Source organism: Chlorogloeopsis fritschii PCC 6912 (assembly GCF_000317285.1).
GTDB lineage: Bacteria > Cyanobacteriota > Cyanobacteriia > Cyanobacteriales > Nostocaceae > Chlorogloeopsis > Chlorogloeopsis fritschii.
The window spans coordinates 1-17691 of record NZ_AJLN01000102.1; the positions used below are offsets into that span (position 1 = coordinate 1).

11 protein-coding genes are annotated in these 17691 nt (G+C 45.8%); all 11 read right to left on the bottom strand.

Translation table 11 applies throughout. From position 1 onward, the window contains the following. Positions 1–66: 66 nt before the first annotated feature. Positions 67–1326: a cytochrome P450 gene (locus tag UYC_RS0121180; protein ID WP_016875307.1), complete on the bottom strand. Its 1260-nt coding sequence runs from the start codon at positions 1324–1326 to the stop codon at positions 67–69. Positions 1327–1581: 255 nt separating this feature from the next. Then, the gene (locus tag UYC_RS0121185; RefSeq protein ID WP_016875306.1) at positions 1582–2274 is read right to left on the bottom strand and encodes a glutathione S-transferase family protein; all 693 of its coding nucleotides are present in this window, start codon (positions 2272–2274) and stop codon (positions 1582–1584) included. 2 nt (positions 2275–2276) lie between these two features. After that, positions 2277–3884, bottom strand: coding sequence for an FAD-dependent monooxygenase (locus UYC_RS0121190; RefSeq protein ID WP_016879652.1), 1608 nt, complete (start codon positions 3882–3884; stop codon positions 2277–2279). Between the two features lie 107 nt (positions 3885–3991). Beyond that, positions 3992–7513: a ferritin-like domain-containing protein gene (locus UYC_RS0121195; RefSeq protein ID WP_016875304.1), complete on the bottom strand. Its 3522-nt coding sequence runs from the start codon at positions 7511–7513 to the stop codon at positions 3992–3994. 67 nt (positions 7514–7580) lie between these two features. Continuing rightward, positions 7581–9122: a flavin monoamine oxidase family protein gene (locus UYC_RS0121200; protein WP_026087495.1), complete on the bottom strand. Its 1542-nt coding sequence runs from the start codon at positions 9120–9122 to the stop codon at positions 7581–7583. Between the two features lie 59 nt (positions 9123–9181). Then, positions 9182–10282, bottom strand: a complete 1101-nt coding sequence (trpD, locus tag UYC_RS0121205) for an anthranilate phosphoribosyltransferase (protein WP_016875302.1) — start codon at positions 10280–10282, stop codon at positions 9182–9184. Positions 10283–10418: 136 nt separating this feature from the next. Beyond that, complete coding sequence (trpB, locus tag UYC_RS0121210) at positions 10419–11672, bottom strand: tryptophan synthase subunit beta (protein WP_016875301.1); 1254 nt, start codon at positions 11670–11672, stop codon at positions 10419–10421. Between the two features lie 130 nt (positions 11673–11802). After that, entirely contained in the window at positions 11803–12627 is an 825-nt protein-coding gene (gene trpA, locus UYC_RS0121215) for a tryptophan synthase subunit alpha (protein ID WP_016875300.1), read from the bottom strand. A gap of 151 nt (positions 12628–12778) precedes the next feature. Continuing rightward, the gene (gene trpC, locus UYC_RS0121220) at positions 12779–13651 is read right to left on the bottom strand and encodes an indole-3-glycerol phosphate synthase TrpC (protein ID WP_016875299.1); all 873 of its coding nucleotides are present in this window, start codon (positions 13649–13651) and stop codon (positions 12779–12781) included. A gap of 121 nt (positions 13652–13772) precedes the next feature. Then, positions 13773–15971 (bottom strand): anthranilate synthase, encoded by a 2199-nt coding sequence (locus tag UYC_RS0121225; protein WP_016875298.1) that lies wholly within the window; start codon positions 15969–15971, stop codon positions 13773–13775. A gap of 166 nt (positions 15972–16137) precedes the next feature. Then, positions 16138–17241: a 3-deoxy-7-phosphoheptulonate synthase gene (aroF, locus tag UYC_RS0121230; RefSeq protein ID WP_016875297.1), complete on the bottom strand. Its 1104-nt coding sequence runs from the start codon at positions 17239–17241 to the stop codon at positions 16138–16140. Positions 17242–17691 lie beyond the last annotated feature (450 nt).

A 17691-nucleotide genomic window follows, 5' to 3' on the forward strand; every position in this document is an offset into this window, starting at 1 on the left:
CCTAATTTTCCTCAAACCCTTTTTTTACGTTGTGGACAGTGCCCACCTTACGGTTTTAGAACTTACTTATGATGCGTTTACCATAGGTTCCCTAAAAGCAACGTGCAGATGTTTTGGCCCGTGGAACACGATATTGTTTGCCCATTCAACCTTTTCATCTAGCAAGTGCAGTTCGGGTAAACGGTTAAGCAGGACATTCAAAGCAATAGCCGCCTCGGCACGTGCCAATGCAGCGCCAAGGCAGAAGTGAATACCACTACCAAAGCCGGAGTGCTTGCAGTCTTGACGTTGGATATCAAGGAAATCTGGATTGACAAAGCGTGCAGGATCTCGGTTAGCAGAGCCAAGTACTAACCCTACGCTGTCACCACGTCGGATGAGTTTACCGCCAATCTCAATGTCTGCAAAAGCCCAGCGCGTCACCATTTGCACGGGGCTGTCGTAACGTATGAGTTCTTCTACTGCTCCGGTAATGAGTTCTGGGTGAGATCGCAACAAATTAAGGGCATCCGGATTGCGAAGCAACGCCAGTGTTCCTTTGGCAATCAGGTTAATCGTGGTTTCGTGACCGGCTGTAAGGAGATGGATGCATGTGGCGAGAACTTCTTCATCGTTGAGTTTATTGCCCTCGTCTTGAGCCTTGACTAAGGCAGTGATTAGATCCTGGCGTGGTTCGGTGTGTCGTTGCCCGATCGCCTGTTTAAAGTAGTCGATAAATCCCCAAGTAGCCTGCTCGGCTTGAGCGTAAACCTCTGGTGAGGGAGTCAGACGAGAGGCGCTGGCGTGCTGTAAAGCTAGCGCCCATTCACGGAACATTGGGCGATCGCTCGCATCTACTCCTAACATAGTAGCGATGACCATGACTGGCAGAGGAAAGGCAAAATCTTCAACTAAGTCCATCTCGCCACGGGCTTGAACCCGATCCAGTAAACTATCAGCAATGTTAAAGATAGCTGGACGGATGTTTTCAACCATCCTGGGGGAAAATACTTTGTTGACTAGCGATCGCAACCGCGTGTGATCGGGTGGATCTCGAAAAACCATCCAGTTGCCAACCATCGACCGAAATCCTTTATAGGCAGCTGGCACTGGTGCACCTTCACCATCATCTCGGACTTTTGAAGCTTCACGACCGAATTTAGGACTTTCCAGCACCTGCATTACATCTTCATAACGAAACAGATACCAAGCACCAGGCAACCGGGGATTAGAAGCGACTCCCCAATGAATCGGATCTTCCTCTCTGTAGCGTCGGTAGAATTTGTAGGGATCTTCAATGACTTCAGATATAAATGGATTTAGTCTTTCAATCGTGGAAATTGTCATTATGAATATCCAATTAGGCTTTAGTTTTTTCTTCTTCCTTTGCGCTCTTTGTGTTCTTTGTGGTTCGTTCTCTTACTCATCGAATTTAGTCTGGTGGGCTACTAGTCCTAGTGTTCGACCATGCAAGTTAATGAACTAACCACAAAGGACGCTTTAGACGCGCAGCGGCTTCCCGTAAGGGTAGGACACAAAGGAAGAATGAAAGAAGAGAAATTAAAAAGTAGGTTTAGTCGGCAAAGTTGGTGTGGCGGACTACTAGCCCGCGTAAACTGGTGCTTCTTCTAAAGGTGGCAATTCTAACGGATATCGCAGTGCAGCCAGCATCCTTGCCATTTGCTCGTGCCCGGAGCGCTGAACCCGCATTACAGAAGGTCTCGACTCCAAACGCCTTACATAATCTGTTAAGGCTGGCAGATGTTTGTAGCTATAAACTATCCGCAAGTAGGTGAGGGTTGGGGCAGCAGCGCAGTCTGCTAGGGAGAACTCTTCACCTGCTAGCCAAGTGCGCCCTTGCAGCCGCTCTTCCAAAAGAGTGCACCCCGTTTCTAACAGCCGCTTTGCTTTAACGACGCCTTTGCCATCCCGTTCCTCAACCGGGCGTTGGGTGTTGGCAAATAGTACCTCACGTCCACCGTTGATATACATATCGATAACTCGCTCCAGTAAGCGAACCTTTAAAGCAAGTTCTGGATCTTTGGGAATGAGGCGAGGTTCGTTTTGACAGTACTGTTCGAGGTATTCAATGATGATGGCAGCCTCTATAATTACCTGACCTCGATCAGTTACAAGCGTTGGAATTTTACCAAAGGGATTAACTTGGGTATAGCGCGATCGCGCTTCGGGATTGAAAAGATTTACTTCGATGGGTGTGAAATTTATGCCCTTTTCGTAGAGAGCGATGAGAACTCGCTGGGAGTAGGATGAGGCAGGAGCGTAGTAGAATTTCATATTTAAAAATAGCCTCGAACACGGTCAATTACTGTGGTTGGATCGCTCGGCAATTTATCCCCTCTCCAAGCTACGTGTCCGTCAGGACGCACTAAGATATAGGCGCGCTCGTAGAGATTGGCAGTTTCAGGATTATTGATTTGTATGCTTGTAAAAGGTACATATCTTTGCTGACAAGCTTTCTCGAAGTTTTCGACTCCTTGCTCTCCTTGGAAGCACATCAACACAAAACTGTGACCGAATAAATCTAAGGTAGATTTTCCAGGCTCTAACCAAGCGTGGGGCGCTCGACAGCCTGGATAGCTACTTTGCGTCCACTGATGAGGATCGTTAATGGGTGGTGGACAGTCGTCAGGAATAATAGCAGGCGACTCGTAGCGGAAACCGAAGTGAATTCCTGGTGCTTCAAACTCCCGTCGCACATCACCGCGCTCCATTTTTGCAGCCATCTGCTTGCGTGCTTGTTCACCTGCGTCAGAGTCGTCCATAATCTCTGGAGACAAGGTGCGCTTGAGGGTGCGTTGCAAATTGACGTTGGCTTCTTCCATATTTCGCACCGCAATGGGACGCCGCTCAGTTTCATAAGTATCAAGTAGGTTAGAACCCCCCCAACCTTTAAGAACAGCCGCCAACTTCCAACCCAGATCAACTGCATCAGCGATGCCAGTGTTCATACCGAAACCACCGGAAGGCGAAAGAGTGTGAGCAGAATCGCCAACAAAAAATATGCGATCGCTACGGAAATGTTCGGCGACTCGGTGGGTAAGGTGCCACTGAAGGCTAGAAAGAATTTCTATTGGTGTATCGATACCAAGCGCCTCTTCAACCGCTTCTTGAGGATCGCGCATTTCGCCGTCTTCCTGTGGAACTGCTGTTAAGCGATACAACCCCTTGCCGTCAATTGAGCGGAGGGGATACCGCAACCTCTTGGGGTTAACCATATAGAATACTAAGGCTTTACGCGAACCCAGAATTTCCGGTAGCTCTGGTGCTTGGAAAAGAATATTCTGAAATATCCGTGTGGGGTGATATGCCGGAGCGTCAACGCCACATTCCTTACGGATTGGACTTTTAGCACCGTCGCAAGCTACTAAGTATTTGGCGTAAATTGTCTCTGTATTTTCACTATCAAGATAAGTTACTTGAGCAACAACACTATCATCTTTCTGCTCAAAGTTCTCTAAACGGCAGAGCAGGCGCACCGGGCCATAAGGATATTGACCCAGGTTACGTATTAACAAAGGTATAAGCCAGTGGTGAGGACAGGGATGCTCTGGTTCTGGTGTATAAACAGGTAAAGGTCTTTCGCCAGCAGACGGAAAATTAAGCCGAAAAATTTCGTGACCACCAACAGTGGTAACCCAGGCAATATCTAGGGGATGGTCGTAGGGCCAGCCAGCATCGCGTAGTTGTTGGGCAATACCCCATCTCCGACAGAGTTCCATTGAGCGTGGCCCGACAGTACCCACCTTCGGGTGAGTAATTACCCCATCAGACTCCTCAACGAGGATACAATCAATACCCTGATAGCGTAGTTCCAACGCCATCGCTAAACCGACAGGGCCGCCGCCGACAATTAGGACATCTGTTTCAATAATGTTATTATTCATACGCATACATTTCTTCTAATTAAATTTAGTGATGAGTGCCTAAGTAGTTGTTCAATAGCCGCAACTGAAGAATGAAAGAAACACAAACTTCTTCCTTCTGCCTTATATCAATGTAGGCGCTGAGGATTTTTGGCAAAATCTTCAAAGAATTTCGTGTAGAAATCGAACATCTCATAAACGGTGCTGTGAATTGCCCCACACTCCCTAGCTCTACGGGCTAAACTTTCAAATCGACGGGCGATCGCTTCACAGGCAACTTCTGGTGTAGGAATATACATTGGCATAGCAATCTCGAAAGTTGGCCCTGCTGTCTTGCCGCGCTTACCGGAAGGCATACTCACAAGCAGTTCACCTAGAGGGCGCATCATGCCTGTCATCACATCAATGGCAGCGTTCATGATTTTTGAGCGTCTGAGACTAGCGGTGGGCGTTAACCCAAAGTGCTGCACCATCAGTTGCATCATAATGAAGTAACACTCATCGAAAATTTGCATCACAGCACGAGTTTCAGGAATAGTAACGACGCTGCTATTGCCATCCCGATAATGGAGTGTGGGGTTACGCAATGCAGGGTAAGCAGGGTTCCACGGAATCAGACTGCCTGTGGGAGTGATATGCTGTTGGGCTAGCGCCTCAGCCAGATGTCGAAATTGTTGGAAGTGGGATTGCTCAAATTTGGGTGAGTTGGGGTTGCATCCCTCTCCCTGCTCAACGATAAACTCTATGGCAAACAGGGCGCTTTCCACATCGTCAACCTGCAACTGATAGTCTGGGTGGACTTTGTTAAAATCTTCACGCAAGAACAGGTGATGTTCCCCCCCGACACGACCCTTTTTAACCACAAATAGATCTGGGATATTTTTAATCGCTTGGCGAATTTGCCGATATAACTCACTTAAAGAGCCATAACCGTGGAGGCGATCGGCTGTTGGATCGCTGTGTTCGATATCGTTAGCAAGGTCTTTCTCTAGAAAATCAGGCCATTCAAAGCGCATGAACCGCTGTATAGTTGTGGCAGTGAACGGTTCGAGCGCAAAATCCACTTCAATGGGGAAGCGTCGATTTAGCTCGCTAAAGTTGGGTACTGCCGGATAAAAAGGCTCACCCATAGCCATAAGGATATTGTTGACCATCAAAAAGTGGATCATTTCCTCATGGGAAACTTCCAGCAACACTCCTCGCATCCCGTAATTGCGCACTTCCTCGCCGTTACCACAAGCTAGGTATAATTGTTCTTGCGTCCACAAACCACGACTTACGTATTCTTGTCCGGTGACGTAGTTGGGGATCGAGTAAGCCGCGTAGATGTATTGCAGCATCACTGCTACTTCTAATTCTGCGGCATGACGCAGGGCAACAACCAATTCATCGCGAGTTTGAATGGTGCGTTGAGTGCGTTTTGGCACAGGTTCAGAATCAGGGACATAGCCCACTTGCTGCTGATTGTGCAGGAACTTACGTAGGAGCATTGCCTTTGGTTGGGAAAGGTCTCGTGTTGGCGGCATATAATATGTCTTGCCGCGATTGTTGGGGTCAGACATCTGCCACATTAGCCGAGCGTAGGTTTCTACTTTGCAGCGATCGGCGAGGCTAAAAACTTCTGCTTTCATGAAGGAGAAGCATAGCTCGTAGTAAGCCAAGATGTGTTCGTAAATTAAGTTGAAGTCTACTGCCTCATCCGCAACTTCCTCCAAGTACCAGTCATCGGGCAACACCCGCACAGCAAAGGAACCAGTACCAGACCAGAAGCCAAGCAAATCATCGTTATCGTAGGCGAGAATTGCTTGATCGGGGTGGTTAGGGTTACAGGGTAGTTCGTCGGGTTGAGCCGACAGTAGTACCCGTGTAGTTCCTGGTTGGACGCCGTGCAAAGTTATCCATCCACGCCCCTCACAGTTGGTTGAAACTACGCACGTAGGGGCAAAGTCGTTAATTTCCTCTCGCTTGCCCCCTTTGAAATGTAGGATGTTCAGTTCAGAACTAGGGGGGAAGTGGAAAGTTTGACCAAAGTTAGCGGTGTCTCGTTCAAATTCATAGCCTAGCTGAGGCAATCCTCTAGGATTGTAGAACTGTTGTAGATAGATGCTTTCGACTGCCGCAGGACGCCCTCGGACAAATGAGCGTATCTCTATTTCTTCTGTGTAATCTTGACCGCGCTTCCAGTCAGGAAACTCCAAAAATAGACAAGCGTCATCTACCTGGAGATTGATTTCTTTTTCCTGAACCAGAATTTGTCCTTGTTCGTCTATAATGCACAAACCTTGCTGTTCAATTTCATTACGCAGATTTTCAAAGGGTTCTGCTAGCGGTATGTCTACAATGCCGCTAGTGAGTTGATGTGCCTCTTTTTGGTAAGCTTCTGTAGGAATTCGTGCCACTAGACGTTGGCTTTTGACTGTACGTAATTCCAACTCACCCAGGTCAAGTTTAGAAGCGATCGCATGAGTTGGCCCCGGCCCCGCTTTCACTGCCCGCCCCACACACGGCACTGCTGTAACCATATTCAGGCTGACACCTTGATGAGTAACCTGGACAGTAAGGTTAGATAGCGCTTTTTCTTCCCTACCTTCGGAAGCCGCTCCGCGTCTACTGCCATCTGCCGGTTGGTGAGCGAAGTCGAACCACTGCCCTTTGACTTCTTTCTTAGGTGTCATACCGTTTCTTTGTGAAGCCGCGCCAAATTTTCTCCATACCTCCTCTCTTTGTGTACTTTGTGTCCTTTGTGGTTCGTTTTTCTTTCTTGCGCGCAGCGCATCTTCATACAGAATTGGTATCAACAATCGCCCGTGAGGATAAGTACTCATCTCGCCCTCACACCACAAACCGATACTTCCATGCAGTTCCCAGAAGGTTGGCGAATCGGGTTGCAGTGGGGTTGACATATTACTTAAGCCAAACTGCACAACCAGTCCCAACACATCGTCACGATTCATTGCCTCGCGTAACAACGATACGGTTGGTGAAAGTGTAGTCTCTTCACCCCACAGCAAATCTTTGGCTACTTTAGAGATAGTGAACTGATGTACAGCCGCACGCTGAAACTCACTGTTAAGGCAGTGTGCAGGCAATTCGCGAATATAGTTGAAATTCTGCCAGCGGGCAGGTTGCATCCCTTCTACAGGAGCCGAGAACATATTTGGGACTTCATGGGAGTTGCCTTTTCGCCCAAAGCTTAACTGTCCCACCATAATTGTGGTTGTCCAGTTGGATGCAGGATCGCAATCAAAGATGCGGGCACGATTGAAGGTAGTTCCCAAGTATTCGTTGTAGTGACCCCACATATCAACGCTGCGTCCCACTACTGGATCTTTTTGGTCAATTTCTCCAAACTCACGTTGGGTGCTGACAATTTTTGCATCTATGGCAAAATGACCATTACCCCCAAAATCCCATCCCATAGCCATGCTAAAAGGGCCATTGTCATCCCATTGCCCTTGGGCGTTAAACCTTGGCCCCAATTTATATAAATATTCGTGGAACTCAGACAATGAACGGTGGTGGTCGAAGCGAACACCGTTCATATAAACAGTATTGCTACCTAGATCCACTAGACCGTTTTTCTGTCCTGTGGGCGCGTGGATACGGGCAAAACCCTGGAAATGTAGGCGGGGGAAATCCAAGATGCTCATAGCTTTTCAATCAGGGGGCTAGGGACTGGGACTGGGGACTGGGGACAGGAAAACCGTAACCTCTCACCTATGCCCCGTAACCTACTAAAGTAGGAGCATTGACTTTTTCGACAGACACCGATGGGGTTGGAGTCGTAGATTTAGTAGCAGGCTTGGAGGCGGCAATATCGTATACTGCTTCTATGGATGACTCGATCGCACCCTGAAGCCAAGCTGGAAATCTGGAACAATGCTCGCCAGCAAACAAGAGTGTATTCTGGGGTCTGGCAGCTTCTAGGTAATGGATGTGGTGGTTAGATTCACTTGTGATGTCACCGCCCCAAGGAATAGAGCATCCACCAGCGCTCCACTTGTAGTTACCCCAGGCGATCGTTGCCATGTTGACAACCATACCGGGTGTTTCAATTTCAGGGTGAAGCTTGCTCGCAGCATTTTTCACAAAGGCGTAACGCTCTTGTTCGGACATCATGCCCAAGTGATCTGCATCGTCACCGATGGTGTAGCTAGCCAGCAGCGTGCTACTACTAGCAGGATTACACTCAACAGAAGGATAGTAGATTTGGCGGATGCCTTCGTCGTTGAATGAAGCACCACCCTTAATTCCGGCTTTTTGCCAGAAAGGCTCAGTGCAGTGAAACAGAACCTTGGTTGCTGGACAGTAAAAAGTGTTGTGGATAGAGGCAAGTTTATCATCGTCAAACCCGCCTAACTCCATCTGACGGACTATAGAAAAGGGGATTGTACACACTACGTAATCACAATGACGTGTACGTAGCTGCCCTTCTTCTAAGTAGGACACTTTTACGTAGTCTTCGTGTACGTGCAGACCCACTACCTTTTGGTTAAACTTGATCGGAGCTTTCACTGCTGCAGCGAGATGGTTGACGAGCTGATCCATCCCTCCTTCTAGTTGCAATAAATCGTGGCTTGTTTCAACCAGGATATCACTCAGGAACATATCGAGTGCTTTACTGCACCGCGCCCGCAAGCTTGGGTTTGCCTTGATAAAACTATGGAGGTCTATGGTTTGACTATGATCGTTAAAATATGGCTCTAAATCTAACCTCTCTAACTCGTCCATCAATTTTGAAGAGAGGTCGCACTCTAGACTGTAGCGCAGATTACCAGGAGATATCACATCCACAATTGTCTTGAACCAAGCTGCAAACAGCTTAGTTTTTTCACTGTAGCGCGTGTCCGAGAAAATACTTGGATAACGTTTTTGAAATATCTGAGGTGCATCCTTCATGCGGAAGACTTTTCCTTGGATACTCATCAGAGCATTTTGCTCCTCGAAGACTGTGACAAACTTGCAGAGCTTGTCAGCCAGCCCCATTTCATGTATGTAGTGTAGAACGTGTTTGTGTTCGCTGGGGATACGCATTGCCCCAAGTTCCCCGTAAGCAGCATTAGAGCCATCTGTGAAGCGATGAGTCCAGACTCGACCCCCAATGCGCGAGCTTCCTTCCATAATATCCACTTGATGGCCTAAACGCTCAAGCTCATAGGCTGCTACCAGACCTGCAATGCCAGCACCCAAGATGGTCACGCGCTTGCCTTCGTGGCGATTCGCCTGCTTGCACATATTAAGCATTCTTTTAATATCCATTGGCAAAATACTCCGAATTCTCTGGCAAAATAGCGAATCACTGTTGCATTTCTACTTTTCTACTGAAGAAATTGAGCAAGCTGTTCCAACTTTTTCCAGGCAAGCCCACTGTGAAGAATTTCTCTGGCAAGAACAACAGCTTTAGCAAAAGTATCAAAATAATCGCTAGACTTCGGTACTGTTTCGCCGACATAGAGCGCTAAAGCCGTATTTAATACCACTACATCTTGTTGTGCTTGAGTACCTTTGCCTTGCAAGACTGCCTTGAGAATTTCCGCATTTTCTCGGACATCTCCACCTCGTAGTTCACTAGTTGGAGTTGGGTTGAAACCTAGATACTGAGGATCTAATTCCAGCAGGTGCATTTTTTGATTTGTCACTACAGCCAAGTCAGTTTTATCTGCCAAACCTGCTTCGTCTAATTTCTCGCGCCCGTGAAGTACGATCGCCCGACGAATTCCCAGTTGATGTAAAACTTGAGCAAAAGTCTCAACCACTGCCGGATTGTTAACACCAACAACTTGTCCTGTTGGTCGCAAAGGATTGATTAAAGGGCCAAGTAAGTTAAAAATTGTTCGTACTTTCAGTGCTTTTCGCAGTGGTGCGATCGCTTTCAAGGCTGGATGCCAATCTGGTGCAAACAAAAAAGTAATGCCAACTTCTTCAACCGCTTCTTGAGTTTTCTTGGTGCTGGCCTTCAAATTTAAACCCAAAGCTTCTAACACATCAGCCGAGCCAGTTTTACCCGATGCCGAACGATTGCCATGCTTGGCAACTTTTACCCCAGCTGCGGCGGTGACAAAGGCAACAGCTGTAGAAATATTAAATGTTGAAGCTCCATCTCCGCCAGTACCGCAAGTATCAACGAGTGGTGAAGTTCCAACAACGCGATCGCGTAAGGTGGCTTTTAATGATTGAGAATATAGAACCTTAACCATACCCAGCAATTCTTCAGCAGATACTCCTTTCGCCTGAATTGCTGCTAAAATCGCACCTGACATTACAGGAGGAATAGCTTCTGCCAGCCAACCGTACATTAAATCGGAAGCTTGGGAAACCGAAAGTGATTGACGGTCTAGTAATTGCTGCAATATTACAGACCAATTGGGGGAGTCGTTATTTAGGGAATTTGTTTCAACACCGATAGTTGCTGTAACCATAAGATTGGGGATCGGGTACTGGTGATTGGGTACTGGGTATTAGGGATTGGTGACTGGGCAATTAAATTTTGGATTTCGGATTTGCGATTTTGGATTGGAATTGAATCCAAAATCTAAAATTCCTAGTCCCCAGTCCCTAGTCCCTAGTCCCTATTCCTCTTGAGGCGACTGTCTGCACATCCTTGTCGCCACGCCCGGAACAGTTGATGACAATTCGGGGACTATCGACCAGTTGTGGGCAAAGAGTTTCTAAATATGCGATCGCATGAGCCGTTTCTAATGCTGGAATAATCCCTTCTAGTTGCGAGAGCCGTTGAAATGCTTGTAGTGCTTGTTGGTCTGTCACACTATAGTACTCAGCACGCCCCATTTCTTTGAGATAACTATGTTCAGGCCCTACTCCGGGATAATCTAGCCCTGCACTGATTGAGTGTGCCTCAACAATCTGACCATCTTCATCTTGGAGTACATAACTCATGGCTCCATGCAATACCCCAACTCTTCCTTTTGTCAGAGTTGCTGCGTGCTTTTGGGTGTCAACACCTTCACCCGCAGCCTCAACACCAATCAGGCGCACAGAAGGTTCATCAACAAACTCATGAAACAGTCCGATCGCATTGGAACCTCCACCCACACAAGCTAGGAGAATATCTGGTAGCCCTCCCCATTTTTCTTGTGCTTGAGCGCGAGTTTCCTCACCAATAACTGCGTGAAAGTCTCGTACTATCATTGGGTAGGGATGCGGCCCTGCAACCGAACCCAGGATGTAGTGAGTCGTTTCTACATTTGTCACCCAATCCCGAATTGCTTCAGAAGTTGCATCTTTGAGGGTTCCCGTTCCTGCTTCTACAGAGCGAACCTCTGCTCCCATCAAACGCATCCGAAATACATTCAGGGCTTGCCGTTCCATGTCATGGATGCCCATATAAATTACGCACTGTAGACCAAAGCGAGCACATACTGTAGCAGTGGCAACACCGTGCTGGCCAGCTCCTGTTTCTGCAACTATGCGCTGTTTGCCCATACGCTTTGCTAATAGCACTTGGGCCAGAGCGTTGTTAATTTTGTGAGCGCCTGTATGGTTTAAGTCTTCACGTTTTAAGTAAATCTGCGGCCCTGTGCCATCAGTTCTAGCATAGCGAGCAGTTAAACGCTCGGCAAAGTAGAGTGGAGTAGGGCGTCCGACATAGTCCCGTAGCAGCGCCTGGAGTTCTTGCTGGAATTGTGGATCGATACGGTACTGCTTAAATGCAGATTCCAACTCAATCAGCGCTGAAATTAAAGTTTCGGGTACGTATTTACCGCCAAATTGACCAAATCTGCCGTTTGCATCGGGTTGCTGACTGAGGAGTTGAGTTGCAGCTTCTATTGCTTGTGTATTTATTAACATTGGATTTACCGAATAATACTGGAATAAAAGTGAAATAAATTTGGTTTCTCTAGTGGTTTATCGCACGCCATCGAAAAATATATTTTTTAACGCACAGGAGCGCAAAGAAGCGCAGAGTTTTGAACTCTTCTTACCTTCTGCCGTCTGCCGTCTGCCTTCCGCCTTCTATCGATGTCTTCAAATCACTACAGAAATCTTTAATAGCTCGCAGCCCTCGATATGGCGTGCTTTCTGCCAAACGCTCTACAAAAGCACTGCCGACAATAACAGCATCCGCGCCCCATTCTTTTACCTGACGAGCATGTTCTGGCCCTGATATACCAAAACCAACACCGATGGGTTTGTCTGTAACGTTGCGGATTTCTTTTAGTACATCTCTAACGCGTGTTTGGAGATGAGAACGCATACCAGTCACGCCGGTTACGCTTACTAGGTAAATAAATCCACGAGATTGACGAGCGATCGTCTCGATACGTTCTTTTGAACTTGTAGGAGTTACTAACAAGATGACTTCAATTCCGACAGCATCAGCAAGCTCTAGCAGATCGCTTGCTTCATCCAAAGGTAGATCTGGCACCACTAATCCTTTGATTCCCGATGCCGCAGCTTGTTCTAGAAATGAAATTTTACCCAAATTCAAAATTGGGTTGTAGTAAGTAAAAAGGATGATAGGCGATCGCAAGCTACGAGTGACTGTTTGAGCCATTTCTAAAACGTTAGCCAAGCGAATTCCCTGTTTTAAGGCACGGGTTGCTGCCGCTTGAATCACAGGCCCGTCCGCCAATGGATCTGAGTAGGGAACTCCAAGTTCAATGAAATCAGCACCACTCGAATCTAAAACTCGTAGAGCTTCTGCTGTAATTTCCAAATCGGGATCGCCAGCTGTTACAAAGGGAATCAAAGCACACTGATTGCTTGCTCGTAAAGATTCAAAATGATGGGAAATAGAAGTCATAAGTAGTCGTGCAAAATAAATGATCTATTTAGGCAAGGGAACAGGGAACGGGGAACAGTAAAGGAATACAGCGATTTTAGTCGTGTTGAAAAATGGCTAAATATTTATGCATAGGTACTTATGAAGCGTGAAGGATGAAGTTGTTCAGCCTTCATATTTTATCCTTTAGCCTTTTTACTGCCTGTTCTAAATCAGCTTGCTTGATTAGGGATTCGCCAATCAGGGCTGCTTCGGCTCCCGCCTGGGCAACAAAGGCTAGGTCAGCGGATGTGTACAAACCAGACTCACTCACGACTGTTATACCTAAACTCATTAACTTTTCCCGACGCTCTATCAATAAGCGTTGAGTTGTTTTTAAGTCAACAGTAAAGTCTTGAAGATTGCGGTTGTTAATCCCTACCAATTGCACATTTGATAGCTTTAGCACCCGATCAAGCTCATCTAGAGTATGCACCTCTACTAAGGCAGTCATGCCCAGATACTGAACGAGTTGAAGAAAACTTTGCAGAGTTTGATCGGATAATATGGCAGCAATCAATAATACCGCATCGGCTCCATTAACTCGTGCCAAGTAAATTTGATAAGGGTCAATAATGAATTCCTTGCATAACAACGGCAGTGCTACACTCTTTCTTATTTTTTGCAGATTCTCAAAACTGCCTTGAAAGAATTTTTCGTCTGTCAGTACTGATAGACAAGTAGCGCCACCTCGCTTGTATGCCTGAGCAATTTCAATTGGATCAAAGTCAGCACGAATGACTCCTTTACTGGGTGAGGCTTTTTTAACCTCTGCAATTAAGCTAGGTTTAATAGGATTCTGCTGTAAGGCACCCAGGAAATCTTGGAGAGGAGGAGCAGCACTAATCTGATTTTGTAAATCAACCAAAGGTAGCTGCTCGCTCATGAGTACAACTTCTTTTTGTTTGTGCCATACAATCTCTTCAAGAATATGGCTCGGTAAAACCGAGTGTGCAGGCACCTGGTTATTTATTTCAAGGGTAGAGACACTCTTGCTTGCATCCATACGGAACCGGGGTGATTGATGGTAACTCAGAAAAATTCTGCAAATAAACAGGTGGACATAATTAAACGTAAAATGCCAACCAGTAACACTCCTCCTGAAGATACTTTTTCCTTCTGCCTTCTTATGCAGCGACAATTGAGGAGGATTTTTTAGTTGCGTATACACTAACTACATTTTTAATAATTGCTAAACCGACTCCTCCAGCCAAAGTCATGATTGATTCTGGATGGAACTGAACACCCACTATGGGTAGTGTTTGATGCTCGATACCCATAATCACACCATCATCTGAAATTGCTGTAACTTTTAGTTCTTTAGGTAGACGCTCAGGTAAAGCAAATAAAGAGTGATATCTACCAACTTCAAATGATTGTGGTAAGTTTTTGAAGATGACAGACTCGGTCGCAACTACAGAAACACGAGACATCTTGCCATGTTGGGGATAGCCAAGCACTCCCAGTTCACCTCCGAAAGCTTCAACAATTGCCTGCAATCCCAAACAAACACCAAAGATGGGAATTTGCCGTTTGATGCAAGCTGCGATTGTTTCTGCCATACAAAAGTCATGAGGTCTACCAGGGCCAGGAGATAAAACAACAAGGTCTGGGCGTTCTGTATCAAAGACTGATTGGGAAAAGCCGTGACGTAATGTTTTGACAGTAGCACCAGTCTGACGAATGTAGTTGGCAAGTGTGTGTACAAAAGAGTCTTCATAGTCAATTAGTAAGACACGCTTGCCAGGTTCTATGCTGGTCTGCTGATGTTCAATTTCTAAGCTACTTGAGAAATCACTACTTTTGAGTTTAGCCTGATAAAGTGTCTGGAAGAGGGCAGCAGCTTTGGTGATAGTTTCTTGAGCTTCGGCTTCGGGAATTGAATCGTAAAGAACTGTCGCACCCACCCTCACTTCTGCTATTGAATCTTTCAACTGAATAGTTCGCAGGATTAGACCAGTGTTCAAATCACCTTGGAAGGTTAAGTATCCGACAGCTCCACCGTACCAACGCCGAGGGCTACGCTCGTGCTGTTCGATAAACTGCATTGCCCAACGTTTTGGTGCTCCTGTGACTGTGACTGCCCATAGGTGGGTAAGAAATGCATCTAAGGCATCAAACTCAGGTCGCAGTGTCCCTTCAACGTGGTCAACTGTATGGATTAAATGGCTGTACAACTCAATTTGACGACGACCAATTACTCGTACTGAGCCGGGTTCACAGATCCGTGACTTATCGTTACGATCCACGTCAGTACACATCGTTAATTCTGCTTCATCCTTACCTGAGTTTAATAGCTTCAGGATTTGAGCAGCATCATCAATGGCATTTTGTCCTCGTTTGATAGTACCGCTGATTGGGCAAGTTTCGACGCGTCTGTTTTCAGTTCGTACAAACATTTCTGGAGATGCGCCAACAAGATACTCGCCACCTAAATTCAAGATGAATCCATAAGGACTGGGATTAATCTGCTGTAGTGTTCGGAACAGTTCGGTTGGAGGTTTATCACAAGCTTGAAAAAAGCTTTGACTGGGAACAACTTCAAATAAATCACCGCGAAGGAAGTATGAGAGTGCTTTCTCCACCTGCTGTTCATACTCCCCAGGTGCATGATCGGAAGCTTGAGTAGCGGTGAGATGCTTGCCTCTGTAATTAATCACCTCACCACTACGAGGCAGTCCCCTAGTGCTACCATTCTTGGTTACGAATTCATACTGCAAACAAAATGCGCTTTGTTGATGATAGTCAACAATCAATAATTCATCAGGTAAATACAGCACTAAATCTCTTTGGTCTTCAGCACGTTGCAAATGTTTTGGCATTTGCTCAAACTGAAATACTAAGTCGTAGCCAAAAGCACCATAAAGCCCTAGATGTTCATCTTCTGGACTACTGAAAGTATGTAGAATTTCTCTGATTATGCTGAAGACTGAAGGTTGCTTACTTCTTTCTTCTTCTGAGAAGAAACGTTCTGTTGGTCGAACTGAGCCAGTTATACGATTAATTTTCCAGGTTACTCCCTGAAGTTGGGCTAAATTGTGTAGACGTTCTGCCAGATACTCTAGCAGCACCATACCCCGCTCATTATGGGCTGTGAGTGTGAAATTGTTGTCGCGAGTGGCAATTTCTAGGGGTGGATTGACAAAACCGATCGCCCACCTCTTATACCGCCCTGGATATTCGTAGCTACTTTTTAGCAACCCTCCACGTTGAGAATCAAGACGCAGCAGGACTTCTTCAATTGCAGCCTCCATTGAAGTTTTAGTCACGGAGCGAGAAACAAAAATTTCGCCTTTAGTTTTGTAGCAATGAGTATTCAAATACATTGATAATTCCTCGAAAACTTTTTGAGAAAGCGTGCAGTTAGACTGCAATCATCTTGTGTTCTACTCCTTGAAAAGTTTTAGCTTTGTCTAAATTCCCAAACCAAGGGTGCTGTGTTGATCTAGAATTTTCTTCTCATTCTGCATACCTAGTCATTGCAGACATGGATTAGCCAGAGAAAATGGCTGTGGTAGAAGAAACTTGTAGCGATAATGTTGCAGATGGACTGCGATCTTGAGTCCAACGACCGAAGAATCTGCCCAAACCAGCTATCTCCTGCATAAATTGTTCAAATCCTTCCACTGTCAAAGATTGAGGCCCATCTGAGAGTGCCTTAGCTGGGTTGGGATGAACCTCAATCATCAGCGAATCTGTGCCAGCAGCTATTGCAGCCATCGCCATAGTAGACACATATTCTGATTTACCAGTAGCATGGCTGGGGTCAATCATGATTGGTAAGTGCGTGAGCGATCGCAATACTGGAATTGCAGATATATCTAATGTATTGCGGGTATACTGTCGGTCAAAGGAACGAATTCCCCGCTCGCATAAAATTACATTGGGATTACCAGTATCTAGAATGTACTCGGCTGCCATCAACCACTCTTCAATAGTTGCTGACAGCCCGCGCTTGAGCAACACTGGCTTACCCGTTGCACCTACTTTTTTCAATAGGGAGAAATTCTGCATATTTCGGGCACCAATTTGCACTATGTCTGCCACAGATGCAACCTTATCTAAGTCACTTGTATCCATGACTTCTGTAATAATCCCTAAACCTGAAGCGAGGCGAGCTTTTGCTAATAGCGATAGCGCACTCTCACCGTGTCCTTGGAAAGCATAAGGTGAGGTACGGGGTTTGTAGGCTCCTCCTCTAAGAAACTGCGCTCCTGCGGCTCTTACCCTCAGCGCTGTTTCTACTATCATCTCTTCGTTTTCTACAGAACACGGCCCGGCGACAATGACTAAAGGGTGGTTTTGACCAAAAGTTATAGATCCATTTGGGGTTGGTACAACTACCTCTGTGGGTTCTCCATATCGGAATTCTAAACTTGCCCGTTTAAAAGGTTTTTTTACTCGTAAAACCTGCTCAATAAAAGGGCTTAAATTTTGAATTTGTTTGGGATCTATTTCCTCTGTATCACCTACTACGCCAATAACTACTTTGTGTTTTCCAATAGATTTTTCTAGTGTAACATCCCAAATACTTAGTTCTTCGCTAACTCGCTGAATTTCTTCTATTGGGCTTTTGTTTCCCATGACAATAATCATTAGTTAAGCTCCTCGAATATATTGTCACTAATGGTATTTACAACTCAGACAAATTATCTAGAATTAAAATTGATAATTTTCCTAAGTAAATGAATGTAATTAAATCTCTTGTCTATCTCAGAGAATATTTCTATGGAGATGAATTTTTAGAGCCAAAACCCTGCACTGTTTCACGTGCCTTGTCAATGCAGGTGTGTGATCTAACTAAAAGTCTTAACAGTAAGTAGCCTTGCTATTGTTTAGCTACAACTTTGCATATGCAACTCTACTTCTCATTAGTTGCATAAATTCAATAGTTTACCTATATTGTCAAGTCCACAAATATTGAGAATTCAGCCGTGATTAATAATAATAACCAACAATAAATCCTACACTGCCACTATATTTAATCAGGCTTTTTAGGTCACTTTTTGCTTGTTGATAATTTTAATGGTTATCCACTCAGTTTGA

Excerpts from the sequence above, each read along its gene's own strand:
- UYC_RS0121180 (WP_016875307.1), bottom strand. The coding sequence starts at position 1,326 with ATGACAATTTCCACGATTGAAAGACTAAATCCATTTATATCTGAAGTC.
- UYC_RS0121185 (WP_016875306.1), bottom strand. The coding sequence starts at position 2,274 with ATGAAATTCTACTACGCTCCTGCCTCATCCTACTCCCAGCGAGTTCTC.
- UYC_RS0121190 (WP_016879652.1), bottom strand. The coding sequence starts at position 3,884 with ATGAATAATAACATTATTGAAACAGATGTCCTAATTGTCGGCGGCGGC.
- UYC_RS0121195 (WP_016875304.1), bottom strand. The coding sequence starts at position 7,513 with ATGAGCATCTTGGATTTCCCCCGCCTACATTTCCAGGGTTTTGCCCGT.
- UYC_RS0121200 (WP_026087495.1), bottom strand. The coding sequence starts at position 9,122 with ATGGATATTAAAAGAATGCTTAATATGTGCAAGCAGGCGAATCGCCAC.
- trpD (WP_016875302.1), bottom strand. The coding sequence starts at position 10,282 with ATGGTTACAGCAACTATCGGTGTTGAAACAAATTCCCTAAATAACGAC.
- trpB (WP_016875301.1), bottom strand. The coding sequence starts at position 11,672 with ATGTTAATAAATACACAAGCAATAGAAGCTGCAACTCAACTCCTCAGT.
- trpA (WP_016875300.1), bottom strand. The coding sequence starts at position 12,627 with ATGACTTCTATTTCCCATCATTTTGAATCTTTACGAGCAAGCAATCAG.
- trpC (WP_016875299.1), bottom strand. The coding sequence starts at position 13,651 with ATGGATGCAAGCAAGAGTGTCTCTACCCTTGAAATAAATAACCAGGTG.
- UYC_RS0121225 (WP_016875298.1), bottom strand. The coding sequence starts at position 15,971 with ATGTATTTGAATACTCATTGCTACAAAACTAAAGGCGAAATTTTTGTT.
- aroF (WP_016875297.1), bottom strand. The coding sequence starts at position 17,241 with ATGATTATTGTCATGGGAAACAAAAGCCCAATAGAAGAAATTCAGCGA.